The 12,706-nt window shown below is 43.3% G+C and carries 12 protein-coding genes; 3 read left to right on the forward strand and 9 right to left on the reverse strand.

Annotated features, from left to right (window positions below; all coding sequences use genetic code 11):
* Window positions 1–7 precede the first annotated feature (7 nt).
* The 7 genes from rpiB to AC2Q9J_RS13570 all read right to left on the reverse strand — a co-directional run bounded on the left by rpiB (window position 8) and on the right by AC2Q9J_RS13570 (window position 6,517).
* A complete protein-coding gene (gene rpiB / locus AC2Q9J_RS13540) occupies window positions 8–460 on the reverse strand; it encodes a ribose 5-phosphate isomerase B (protein WP_499040725.1) in 453 nt (150 codons plus the stop codon).
* Window positions 461–484: 24 nt separating this feature from the next.
* Window positions 485–1,762, reverse strand: a complete 1,278-nt coding sequence (locus tag AC2Q9J_RS13545) for a TRAP transporter large permease (protein ID WP_499040727.1) — start codon at window positions 1,760–1,762, stop codon at window positions 485–487.
* A gap of 27 nt (window positions 1,763–1,789) precedes the next feature.
* Window positions 1,790–2,290 carry a TRAP transporter small permease gene (locus AC2Q9J_RS13550; protein WP_499040729.1) on the reverse strand — a complete coding sequence of 167 codons (501 nt, stop codon included), beginning with the start codon at window positions 2,288–2,290 and terminating at the stop codon, window positions 1,790–1,792.
* A 35-nt stretch (window positions 2,291–2,325) separates the two neighbouring features.
* Window positions 2,326–3,330, reverse strand: coding sequence for a TRAP transporter substrate-binding protein (locus tag AC2Q9J_RS13555; protein WP_499040730.1), 1,005 nt, complete (start codon window positions 3,328–3,330; stop codon window positions 2,326–2,328).
* Window positions 3,327–4,283, reverse strand: a complete 957-nt coding sequence (gene rbsK / locus AC2Q9J_RS13560; protein WP_499040732.1) for a ribokinase — start codon at window positions 4,281–4,283, stop codon at window positions 3,327–3,329. The genes AC2Q9J_RS13555 and rbsK overlap by 4 nt, the downstream gene beginning before the upstream one ends.
* A 13-nt stretch (window positions 4,284–4,296) precedes the next feature.
* On the reverse strand, window positions 4,297–5,277 hold the full coding sequence (locus tag AC2Q9J_RS13565; protein WP_499040734.1) for a LacI family DNA-binding transcriptional regulator: 981 nt from the start codon (window positions 5,275–5,277) through the stop codon (window positions 4,297–4,299).
* A 247-nt stretch (window positions 5,278–5,524) separates the two neighbouring features.
* A complete protein-coding gene (locus AC2Q9J_RS13570) occupies window positions 5,525–6,517 on the reverse strand; it encodes an alpha/beta hydrolase (protein ID WP_499041067.1) in 993 nt (330 codons plus the stop codon).
* Between the two features lie 259 nt (window positions 6,518–6,776).
* Between AC2Q9J_RS13570 and AC2Q9J_RS13575 the strand changes: the two genes are divergently transcribed.
* Window positions 6,777–7,361 (forward strand): helix-turn-helix domain-containing protein, encoded by a 585-nt coding sequence (locus tag AC2Q9J_RS13575; RefSeq protein ID WP_499040736.1) that lies wholly within the window; start codon window positions 6,777–6,779, stop codon window positions 7,359–7,361.
* 203 nt (window positions 7,362–7,564) lie between these two features.
* Here AC2Q9J_RS13575 and AC2Q9J_RS13580 read toward each other — a convergent pair whose 3' ends face one another.
* Window positions 7,565–8,905, reverse strand: coding sequence for an MATE family efflux transporter (locus AC2Q9J_RS13580; protein ID WP_499040738.1), 1,341 nt, complete (start codon window positions 8,903–8,905; stop codon window positions 7,565–7,567).
* A gap of 152 nt (window positions 8,906–9,057) precedes the next feature.
* Here AC2Q9J_RS13580 and AC2Q9J_RS13585 point away from each other — a divergent pair, with 152 nt between their 5' ends.
* Window positions 9,058–10,056, forward strand: a complete 999-nt coding sequence (locus AC2Q9J_RS13585; RefSeq protein WP_499040739.1) for a TRM11 family SAM-dependent methyltransferase — start codon at window positions 9,058–9,060, stop codon at window positions 10,054–10,056.
* A 104-nt stretch (window positions 10,057–10,160) separates the two neighbouring features.
* Window positions 10,161–11,612 carry an aldehyde dehydrogenase gene (gene aldA / locus AC2Q9J_RS13590; protein ID WP_499040741.1) on the forward strand — a complete coding sequence of 484 codons (1,452 nt, stop codon included), beginning with the start codon at window positions 10,161–10,163 and terminating at the stop codon, window positions 11,610–11,612.
* A gap of 329 nt (window positions 11,613–11,941) precedes the next feature.
* Here aldA and AC2Q9J_RS13595 read toward each other — a convergent pair whose 3' ends face one another.
* A complete protein-coding gene (locus tag AC2Q9J_RS13595) occupies window positions 11,942–12,706 on the reverse strand; it encodes a hypothetical protein (protein WP_499040743.1) in 765 nt (254 codons plus the stop codon).

A 12,706-nucleotide genomic window follows, 5' to 3' on the forward strand; every position in this document is an offset into this window, starting at 1 on the left:
TTGCTTTTTAACCTTTCAAATTACCATCCATTTCATCCAACATCGCTACACGTCGTCTAAATTCTTCTGAAGTACTGAACTCTGAATTTAAAAAGATACCGATAAGTTCCTGTGCAACAGAGTGCCCGACAATTTGTGCACCAATAGCCATAACATTAACATTATCATGCTCTACACATTGATGTGCACTATAAATATCGTGGCATACAGAAGCACGAATGCCTGGCACTTTGTTTGCAGCGATACTAGCACCTACTCCTGTTCCACATATCATAATACCGCGATCTGCCTCTTCATCTAAAACAGCCTGACACACTTTCTTTGTAATTACAGGAAAGTCTACTGGTTCAGGGTTATATGAACCGAAATCGATAACCTCGTGTCCTTCTTTTTCTAAGTACTCTAACACTGATGCTTTTAATGGAAAGCCCGCATGATCAGAACCAATAGCTAGTTTCATTTTATATCTCCGCCTTTTAAAGTATTATTTACCAAAAATCTCTGGTAACCATAATGTCAAATCAGGAATTAAAATAACCAATAAAAGAATTGCCACGTTAGCCGCAAAGAATGGCATTACTTCTTTTACTACAGCTCCTAACTTATCTTTACTGATAGAAGTAACAATGAATAATACAATTCCGATAGGAGGGGTCAACAAGCCTAGTGTCAAGTTGATAACTACTATCATCGTCATCTGTATTGGATCTATTCCAAGTGTGTCCCCCAACACTAATACTGTGGGTAAAACAATCACCAGTGAAGCGATTGTTTCCATTACCGAACCTACTACAAACAATACTAAATTCACTAATAAAATCGCGAGAACTGGTACAACAGTAATTAGTAGAATCGATTCTGAAACAGTTTGTGGAATACGTTCTGAAGCTATAATCCATCCATATGTAGCAGCAAATCCGACAATAATTAAAACTGTTCCAGTAAATGATGCTGTTTCAATACAAGACTGGTAAAAGGCTTTAAAACTCACATCTCTTCGAATGACAAAGCCAAGAACCATGGCAGCCAATACACCCATAGCCCCTGCCTCAGTTGAAGTAAATAGACCTCCCATAATACCATACAAAACGAATGCAATGACCAGTAATTCCCAAATGCACCCCTTAAAACTTTCCCAGACTTCTGTTACTTGAAAGTCATTTGATTTGGGGAAGCTTCTTTTAACTGCAATTATATATGCAGTAATCATCATTGCGACTCCCATCAAAAGTCCAGGAATAATACCAGCCAGAAACAACTGTTGGATTGACAGTCCCGCGGTTACCGCGGCAATGATTATATTTATACTTGGTGGAATAATCGGACCAACAGTCGAAGAAGCTCCAGTGACTGCAGCCGCGTAAGCTGAAGGATACCCTTCTTTTTTCATTGCAGGAATCAGTGTTTTACCTAAACCAGCAGTATCAGCTACCGCAGTGCCTGATATACCGGCAAATAACATGCTGATTCCTATATTAGCGATTCCTAACCCTCCCCGAATGTACCCGACGATCGAAACGACAAATCGGATTAATCGATCAGTCGCTGTTCCTGAATTCAAAATCGCAGCCAACAATAAATAAAAAGGAATTGCAAGCAACGAAAATGAGGACAACTGTGTGGTAATTCTTTGGCCGATTAAAATAGGAGGTATATCACTGAGTAAAATATAAGAAAGTGATGACAAACCGATTACAACAAATATTGGAAAGCGTAAAGCCAATAAGATAAAGAACAACAGAACCATTACAAGCAATGCCACAACATGTCCCTCCTTTCATCAGAGGATTTAATTTTTTTCATTTTCAGCTACTATTTTTTCATCTTTTCTATTAATGACTGAATCAAAAAGTAATTTTGCATAATAATAAACCATTATTGCCAGACCGGAGAAAATACTGATTTGAATCCAAAACATAGATATATTCAGTCGTGCTGTAAAAGCATTTCTCCCTTCCCAAGCCAACTGAAAACTGACCCAGGCAATAAAAGCCAGAAACAAACAAATAATAGTGTAAACAAAAATCTCTGTTGCTCTTCTGAAATTCTCAGGAAGTTTTTCTACTACATAGTCCATTGCAATATGCGTATTACGGCCGGCAGCTATCCCAGCTCCAACGTTAACCAGCCATATCAAAAGCAAAGTTGCAATTTCTTCGCCACTCCATACTGGTATTGAATCTAGAAACTTTCTTGAAAACACCTGTACGAACATGATAAAAACCAAGGATACGACGAGGACAAAAGCAATAAATTCCAGTACTGTTATGAAATCAAGTTTTTTTCTCATTATCTTCCCCCTAAAAGGGGAGGTCCCCCCTAGAATTATTGAACCGATTGTACTTTTTCAATCCATTCCTGCATTACTTCGTCATATTCTGAATAAGCTTTTGATGCTGCTTCAGCAAATGGAGCTGTATCAACTTCAGTAATTTCAACACCTGCTTCTTCAAGTCCAGCATAAGCAGCTTCCAATTCTTCTACATGTAAATTACTTTCGAATTCTTTCGTTTCTTGAGCAGCTTCATCTAGTGCAGCTCTCTCTTCATCCGACAATTCCTCATAAATCTTATTGCTCATAATCAGATATGCAGCCTGATATTGGTGATTTGATAATGTGATGTAATCTTGTACTTCATAAAATTTGTCAGAATATATTTGTGTTAGTGGATTTTCTTGTGCGTCAATTACATTTTGCTGCAACGCCGAGTAAACTTCAGAAATTGGCAATGTTACAACTCTTGCACCCATTGCTTCAAACGCAGGAGGAGCTGTAGGTGATTCAGGTACTCGAATATTCATTCCCTGTAAGTCTTCCACAGTCTCAATCTTGCTGTTACTTGAAATTTGTCTTGGTGCTCTCATAAAATATGTGAGTGGTCTAAATCCTTCATCAATCATTAGATTATCCAGTTCTTTCCCTGAGTCACTGGTTAAGAATTTGTTTAAATGCTCTTCGCCTTCGAACAAGTAAGGGACTCCAAAAATCCCAATTTCTTCTACCCAGGCAGATACAGGCTCCAAGCTCACTGTTCCACCCATCGTACCAATTCCCATACCTTCCAGAGCTTCTCGTTGAGTTCCTAATGAAGCTGAATCATGCACTTCAACTATCACACTGCCTTCAGTTTTTTCTTCCACTAGACGTGCAAATTCGTTTGTTGCTTTTACCCAAATATGTGATGCTGGTTGGTCTAATGAAAATTTAATTGTTGTCGGATTTTCAGAAGAACCACCCGAAGATGAATCAGCAGAATCGGAATCTGATCCACATGCCCCCAAAACCAAACTTCCTGCAATTGCGAATGTTAGCAATGATAATTTTTTCATAATGAAACTCCCCTTTGTATATTATTTACATTAGTTTTGAAGCCTTTAACTTCTGCTAAAGATGGCATGCCTGTTTGTGCCCCATGTTTGGTTACAGACAAAGCAGCTGCCTTATTGGCGAAAATTATGGCCTTTTCCAAATCCTTAAATTCGACTAGACCAAATGCTAAAGCACCATTAAATGTATCTCCTGCGCCGGTCGTATCCACGGGCTTCACAGCCGCCCCTTGAATATGATGGATTTCAGAATCTTTTCGGGTTCGGAAGCTGGCTCCTTCTTTCCCTCTAGTTACAATGATATTTTTTACCTTTTTGTTAAATAAATATCTAAACTGCTCATCTATATCTGTTTCATTCAATTTATATTCTTTTGTCAACTCTTCCAATTCACTGATATTCGGAGTCAAATATGTCACTTTTGCTAAATCTTCATCTTTCAGGACGCTGGCAGGTGCTGGATTCAAAATAATTGGGATTCGATTTTTATACGCTATTTTTAATGCGGTACTAACAACTTCAAGAGGAATCTCTAATTGGATGATGACAATGTCAGAATTAGAAATTATTGATTCCTTTTCGTAAATATAAGCTGGAGTCAATTTGTGATTCGCACCCGGAATAACAGTGATCTTGTTATCTTCTTCGGTTACAGCAATTGAAGCTATACCGGTTACAGCTTCAGGAGTTCGCAAAAGGCCTTCCAAATTCACTTTTTCTTTCGTCAATTGGTCTCTGATAAGATCCCCGTGTACATCATTTCCTACTGCAGCAATCAGTGATACTTCCGCACCAAGCCTGGCAGCTGCAACTGCCTGGTTAGCACCTTTCCCTCCAATATATTGAGCAAAATCTTTCCCTAAAATTGTTTCACCACTTTCTGGAAAGCGTTCAGACCGGATAACAAAGTCTACATTCGCACTACCAACAACAGTTATTTTGGGAATATATAGCATGTTAGAATTTCACCTACCTTTTTGTTGATTCTCTTTCGACAATCTTAATATCCAACTCTTTTACAACATTTCCTGCTAGAACGCCCTCGATTTGATCAATAATAATTGAGGTAGCTGCTAGACCCATATCAATTATAGGCTGGGCAATAGTGCTTAGTTCCGGGATAGTGATTTTCGAAAAATTAATTCCATCAAAACCGATTACTGCAATTTCATCAGGTACATTCCGTTTTAGAGAATGTAAAGCCTTCAGGCAACCAACAGCCATCAGATCATTGCCTGCAAAGATACCATCGATATCAGGATTATCCTGTAACAATTTGATAGTTGCAGAAAATCCTGATTCAATTTCATAATTTCCATTTTTGATTAAGCTTTCGCTGTACCATTTGTTTTCTTTAGCAACTTCAATATATCCTTGCAATCGTTGTTTCGCTGTGTCTATGGACAATGGACCGCAAATATGTGCTATTTTTTTGCAGCCTCGATCTAGCAGATGCCTCATTGCCAGAATGGCTCCTTCATAATTTTTTGAGGTCACAGAAGAGATTTGCTCTCCCATAACACGGTCAATTAAAACGATTGGAACTTTTATGCGTGATAATTGTTCCTGAGAAAATGTATTAGAAGCCATAATTAAACCATCAATAAATTTTTGTTCTAGCATCTTGACGTGATCAATTTCATTTTGTTGATCTTCATAGGAATTGCATAGAATTACTGTATATCCTTTTTCCTTTGCAATTTGCTCTACCCCTTTTGCTAATTCAGCAAAAAACGGATTTGTAATATCAGGTAACAGCAATCCAATAGTTCTTGTTTTCTTATTATTTAAACTTATTGCTATGGAGTTAGGAACATAGTTCATTTCCTTAATTACTTGGAGAACTTTTTCTCTTGTAGATTCTTTCACATATCCGTTTCCATTCAATACTCTGGATACAGTAGCTACCGAAATCCCCGCTTTCCTAGCAACTTCTTTTATAGTTGCCATATCACACCCCCTTGCTTATAAAATCTTTCATTAAATTTTATAACCTTTTATGGTACCGGTTACATATCATACATAAAAAAATGTAACCTTTATGTAACCGGTTACATTTCGTATATTAAAACTATAACTTCCTTTTCATTATTCTGTCAACATTGTTTTTTAAAATTTTGTGAATTATTTTATTTTAATGAATACTTCTTTAATTCATCAAAAAGCGTCAGGTCAGTCGAATTAAATTCGATTTTGTCTAAAGCTTTAAATTTTTCTGTGGCTCCTGCTCCGCAAAATAATGCTCCGTCGCGTACTTGAAATTTTTCATCAGGAAATCTCTGGCGGCCTTGCTGATGTCCGCTTTCGGGCTGATGATATCAAAACCGTGGAATGCTCCCTGATAGAGTTGGAACTCTGCCGGAACGCCGGCTTCTCTTAATTTCTCCACAAATGCAATCGTCTCGTCACGGAACGGTTCGATGTCCCCCACAAAAGTGACGGCAGGAGGTAAATCACTGTAATCAGTAGCACGGCTTGGAGCCGCATAAACAGGGACATCATCACTTCCAAAGAGTTCACCCAAATACAATTTCCACGCCCATCGGTTCATATCCGAATTCCAGACATAGGCGTTATTTTCTTTTGCTGATTCTGTCATCATCCGGTCGTCGATCATCGGATAAAGCGGTATCTGAAATGCCAGATTCACTTCGCCTTTATCCCTGGCATACATAGCTAACGCAACACTTAACCCGCCGCCTGCACTTTCCCCGCCGACCATCAATTGGTCAGCGCGGATTCCGAGGACAGTTGCTTGGTTCTTCATCCATAACAGAATTGCATAACAGTCTTCAAGCGCCGCCGGATACGGGGCATCAATCGACAGCCGGTAATCCGGCGCCACAATAACGCAATCACTCGTGTCGATCAGCCGCTTATACATATCCCCGCTCATTTCCGGGACTCCCTGCGCATAACCTCCCCCGTGGATCCATAGCACACCTGGCATCGCGCCAGTTTTATGCAGCGGTTTGTAAATACGGACACGGATAACGGAACCATCTTTGCGGCTGACAAGCACTTCACTGCAGTCCAGTCCTCTCACATTTTTGCCGACATACAATTTTGTCATTTGTTTTCTCGATTTTTGCATGGCTTCGATAAACTCTTCTTCGCTCTTTTTTGTCACCAGCCGGTCCAGCAAAATACCTTTGAACCGCAATTGTTTGTCGACCATTTTGTGTGTCACTTTCAAGTCCATTCTCCTCCCTTACCCTCAGCGGAAAATTAATGTGTCAGCCAGTCACATAGAAGGTCTGCAATTATACTTATTCCTCACAATATTAATCATTTTCCATTTTATTCTAACCCAAGGGTAGCACATGCTTTAAATATTTGAATCAGAATTTTTTCGTGATATCCATTTTTATTTCTTCCAACTCTACTAAGCGTTGGTTGTGGTTTGACAGGGAGTTTTATAAGATGAGAAGAGTTTAGGAGGAGAGGCAATGGATAATAAAAAGGTGGGAACGCTGATTTATCGGCTCCGGAAAGAGCAGGGGCTGACACAAAAGCAATTGGCCGAGCGATTGAATGTTTCGGACCGGACGATTTCCAAATGGGAACGCGGCAACGGATTTCCGGATGTTTCGCTCCTGGCGGGTTTATCCGCTGCGTTCGGCGTCAATATCGAAAATATTTTGGACGGCTCTTTGCCGGCCAATGAATTTATAGGAGGCAATATGAAAAAATCGAATTATTTTGTCTGTACGGATTGCCAAAACATCTTGCTTGCTACAGGCAACGCCACAATTTCCTGCTGCGGCAGAAAATTGGAGCCCCTTGAAGCCAAAAAGGCTACAGTTAAAGAACAGCTGACCGTCGAAGAAATCGATCAGCAATGGTATATATCCGGTGATCATCCCATGACGAAAGAACATTATATCTCTTTCCTCGCTTTGGCGACCGGCGACCGGGTACAGCTGATCAAACAATTTCCGGAGTGGGGGCTTCAGGCTCGCATTCCAAAACTAAAATACAGTAAATTGCTGTGGTATGATACGAAGTTCGGCTTGTATTATCAGCTTTTATAATATGAGTTGGATCTGATTTTTCTACGAATTCCGTAAACGTAAATAATAAGGACGTTCGCAAATGTTAAAACCATTTTGCGGACGTCCTCTTTTCTGCAGGTATATTTACTAATGCCTGTGATATCTTTATAGAAAATTTCACCAAAATAGGTTTCTTGTGCTTACGCTAATTCAATGGGCTTGGAGACTGCAAAGCCGACAACTCAGCCCTCGCTGATTGCCTCAATCTCCCACCATTTGCCGTATCGGTAATACAGATAAGCGAAAACGCTTGAGATAACGAATGAGACACCGATGCCGATCGCGATGCCCTCCTGCCCGTACCACTCCGCGAACAGATAAGTGAGCGGATAGCGCAGCACCCAAAAAGACAGGATGTTCAAAACAAGCACCTGGAACATGGCGCCAGCTGCGCGGACTGTGCCGTTCAGGATGAAATTAATTCCTAGGAACGGATAAAAGAAAGCGACGCCCCGCAAATACTCGGTGCCGAATTCAACTGCCTCCTCTTCTTTCAGGAACAGCCGGACAGCAGGTTCAGCAAAGATGTAAAGGACGGCTGCAATGATGAACATGACGGCAAGATTATAGAAGAAGCCGTAGCGGGTCACCCGCTCCACACGGTCCCATTGGCCCGCTCCGATATTTTGTCCAGCCATCGAGTTGATGGCCGTGCCGAGTGCCTGTGCCGGCAGCATGATCAGGCTGTCGAGCCTCTGCGCCGCGCCGTAGCCTGCGACGACTGCCGGACCAAAAGAAGCGACGACGCTCATGATGGCGAGCACCCCTGCAGAAATGACGCCCATTTGAAGTCCTGCGGGTATGCCGAGTCTCAGAATATCGAGCACTTCACGCTTTGCCGGAACGGAGGGATGAGTGAATGGAAGAATCCTTTTACTGCGTATGTAAAAGAAACCGATGAAAAATGCGGCGCCCTGCGAAACGATCGTTGCATAAGCCGCTCCTTCGATCCCCCAGCCGAAGACGGAAATGAAGAGCGGATCCAGAATCGTATTCAACACAACTGCAATCGCCACAAAATAAAGCGGCGACTTGGAATCGCCGACTGACCGGAGTGCGGTCCCGATGAAATTATAGCCGAACAGGAACAGCATCCCGATGAAGTTAATCTTCAGATAAGCAGCAGCCATCGGCATAATCTCTTCCGGCGTCCCTACAAGCCGGAGCAGTGGTTCCGCAAGAATAAAGCCGATAATGCCAAGGCCGATCGACATCCCGGCGAGCAGGACGACGAATGCGTTCAAATAACGGCGCAGCCCTTCCCCGCTTCCCCGCCCTTTTTGCTGGGACAGAATGGTCAGCGCCGCATTATTCAAGCCGATGACAAACGAAAGGACCGTAAACAGCACCGTCCCGGATAAGCTGACAGCGGCGAGTGCGTTTGCTCCGATCAGATTGCCGACCCACAGGCTGTCGATCAGCTGATAGGAAACCTGCAGGAGATTGGCCAAAATGATCGGTCCTGAGAAATAGAACAGCTGCCGTGCAATCGGCCCTTGTGTAAAATCATGCTGCGTGGCCAATGGAATGCCCCTTTCGATGTAAAATCAAGATATTATATACGGTACCAGTATACAGGAAACAGGAAATTCAAGGCAGGGAAATGAGCTTGCTTCGGTGGTTTTGAAACTTTATGGGTATAATAGCTTTATAAGACTTAGAAGGACGGGATGAATTGAAACGATTAACACCCACTGGTGATTTTATTTACACATATGCCTATCATGGCGACGAGAAAGACTTATGCCAAATGGAGATGCGCGCATTTTTCGGAAAAGACACTGAAGAAAGAATGATAAAGAGTACGGTCGGCATCGACCCGAGCAGAAGCCCATTCATCAAAGAGCGGCTGGAAGTGCTGTTTGAAGCCGCCGAACTTTCAGGAATTTTAGAACAAGCCGCTGATGTGGACATGGAAACCGCTACTTTTAAAGTAATTTTCCCGAAAATTAATGACCTGGCCTTGGCGGATAAAGTGGGATACCAGGAGAAACGCGATATTGAACGCCAAATCGGCGCAGTCATTACTGGGCGGGCTGATGTCCACGAACCCGACGTCACTTTCGGTTTGATGCCGTTTGGCGGCCGCTGGTATTTCGGCAAGTATCAGCTGAGCGAGTCAATCTGGTTTCGCCACCAGCAGAAACCGCGTGAGTACTCTACAGCGCTAAGCACAAAAGTGGCTCGGGCCATCGCCAATATTGCTGTGCCTGATCCTGTGGGCGTCAAAGCGATCGATCCGTGCTGCGGCATTGGCACCGTGTTGGTCGAAGCCTTATCCATGGGCATCAATATTGATGGACGGGATATCAATCCGCTCGTCGTCGACGGATCGCGTGAGAACATCGCGCATTTCGGTTTGAGGGGAACAGTCGAATTGGGACCAATCGCCGACATTACAGAGCAATACGATGTCGCAATTATCGATATGCCTTATAACCTTTATACGCATGCGACACCTGATGAACAGCGGGGAATCCTGAAAGACGCCCATCCTTTCGCTGAAAAACTGCTGGTGGTCACTATTGAATCCATCGACCATATGATTCGGGACGCAGGCTTTAGAATCACCGACCGCTGCATAGCGAAAAAGAGTTTATTCCTGCGGGAAATTCTGGTTTGTGAACGAATCGAGCAACCTTCGTCTATTAACGGAAAATTAAAGCAAGCTTGACAGACCCTCCCGGATCCTTTGGTTCGGGAGGGTTTTCTTCTGCAGTTTAATAATCCGAGCAACGGGAAAAGATAAAATAGTCTTAAAATTAGGAGGAAATTACTTTGCAAAAACATCAATTGTATGTGAACGGCAAATATATAGATTCCACCGGAAATGAATGGATTGATATCATCAACCCGGCAACTGAAGAAGTGATTTCTCAAATTCCGAAAGGCAATGAGGAAGACGTGGATAAGGCAGTAGAAGCTGCATTCCAAGCCCAGCAGGCCTGGGAATTGACGCCAAATATCGAACGCGGAAAAATCGTCCGCAAGCTTGGTGATAAAATCGCTGAAAGACGTGATACATTCATCGATTTATTGCAGGAAGAACAAGGGAAGGACTATGAACTGGCAAGCGGCGAAGTGGATCTTGCCATCGATTACTTCCATTATATGTCCGAATGGGCCAGAAGGATTGAAGGCGAAATACTGCCGAGTGACCGTCCGAATGAGAATATCTTCATCTATAAAAAACCGATCGGCGTCGTAGCCGGCATTATCCCCTGGAACTTCCCGGTCTTTATTCTCGCTCGAAAAGTTGCTACAGCACTGGTGACTGGCTGTACCATCGTCATCAAACCGAGCCAGCAGACGCCGAATACAGCGATGGAATTCACCAAGATCATAGACGCAATGGATGAAATCCCAGCAGGTGTCTATAACGTGGTGACAGGCACAGGATCTGAAATCGGCAATGCACTGGCGGCTCATAAAAAAGTGCAGATGATCACGATGACTGGCAGCGTGCAGGCCGGTACAAAAGTGATGGAAGCGGCTGCGCAGAATATCACCAAAGTCAATCTGGAGTTAGGCGGTAAGGCACCGGCTATCGTGACCCAAAATGCTGATCTGGATTTGGCGGCTAAAGCCATCACCGATTCTCGGCTTGCCAATGGGGGACAAGCCTGCACAAACGCCGAGCGCGTCTATGTGCATGAAAGTGTCGCGGAAGCGTTGACCGAAAAGCTGGTTAAAGCATTCGAAGCGAAGATATTGGGCAATCCGCGTGAAAATAAAGATGTGGAAGTCGGCCCATTGATCAGCCAGGATCGTCTTGAAACCGTGGAAAGCATGGTCAAGCAGGCGGTTGAGCAAGGCGCAACAGTCGCTGCCGGCGGAGAACGACCAGACTTCGAAAGCGGCTTCTTCTACAAACCGACGATATTGACCAATGTAGAACACGATTCAGAGATTATCCGTGAAGAAGTATTCGGTCCTGTCCTTCCCATCACGACATTCAAAACGTTGGATGAGGCGATCGAAAAAGCGAATGATACGATATACGGTCTGTCTTCTTCCGTTTACACCGACGACCTCAATGAAGCGATGCGCGTCGTCAATGAAATGAAATTCGGCGAAACTTACGTTAACCGTGAGAATTTCGAAGCCGTACAGGGTTATCATGCCGGCATGCGCCAATCTGGCCTTGGCGGAGCCGATGGCAAGCACGGCATGGAAGATTTCCTCGCTACGCAAGTGGTTTACATGCAGTATAAAAATGATAAGCAGTAAATGGAGAAAAGTGGAAGGCGGCGATCGTTTCCACTCCTTTTGTTGCGGTTTGATTTGAGTGAAAAATCGGCGAACGCCGATTTAATTTCCTGAACGCCGATATAATCTGCTGAGCGCCGATTTAATTTCCTGAACGCCGATATCTGTCTATACGTCTTAAAAATCATAGGAAATAGCGATGCAATTTGCCGGTTTCACATAATAATAGAGTTCACTTCTATCAAAATCTCAAATCTAAACACTAAATGCATGCTTTTCGTAAACGAAAAGCGAAAAAACCAAACAAAAAGGTGCAGAAACGACAATCGTCTCTGCACCTTTTTCCTATTTCATTCACTCTGCCCGGCAATCTCCACTTCCGCTTTCATTGCTTCGCGCCATTCCACAAGTTCGCGCTCTTCAATCGCTTTCTCCAACGTTTCATCCCATAAACCCGTTCCTGTATTCCAGACTCGGGCAAACAGAATATCCTGCTTCTGGTCATAACATTGAAATTCGATGAATGGAATAAAAACGGTTTCGAGTTCTTCGAAATCCTCAATTCCAGCGACAAGGATTTGAAAACCTTCTTCTGTCGAGCTTTTCTCATTTGTGAGCAGTTCGAGCATCGACTCTTCTTCCACGTCCTTCTCCACAGCAAAACGATAGACCGGAAACTCTCCTTCATTCGGCGAATCCTCTGTTTCGATTAACCGATAAGCGTCATGCGCTGCACTATAGGAAATCATCGCCTGCTCCCCGTCCAGCTCTTCCTCGAAAATGCCTTTGTCCAGATAATCATGGCCTTTAGGTGTCAGCACATAGCCTTTTTTTCCGAGCAGCACCAGTCCTGTACGCTGCATCTTGTCGATCAAATCGCTGACGAACAGCTCTTCCACCGACAACATATCAGCCAGGACAGCCGCGCGGCGAATTTCGGATTGCTGAAACGCGAATAAGAGCATTTTCATCAGGATGTCCATTTTCAGCCGCTTGACCCGCTCGAAAGACACTTCATATGAAATGACCGGCAATTGCCAGATATCGCTGTTCCGAATCGACACATCACGGTTCTGCGTTATCTCCGAACTGAGTCTCCCTATCAGTTTCTCCAT

It is taken from the genome of Planococcus sp. RAB007_Raresut (genome assembly GCF_057369535.1).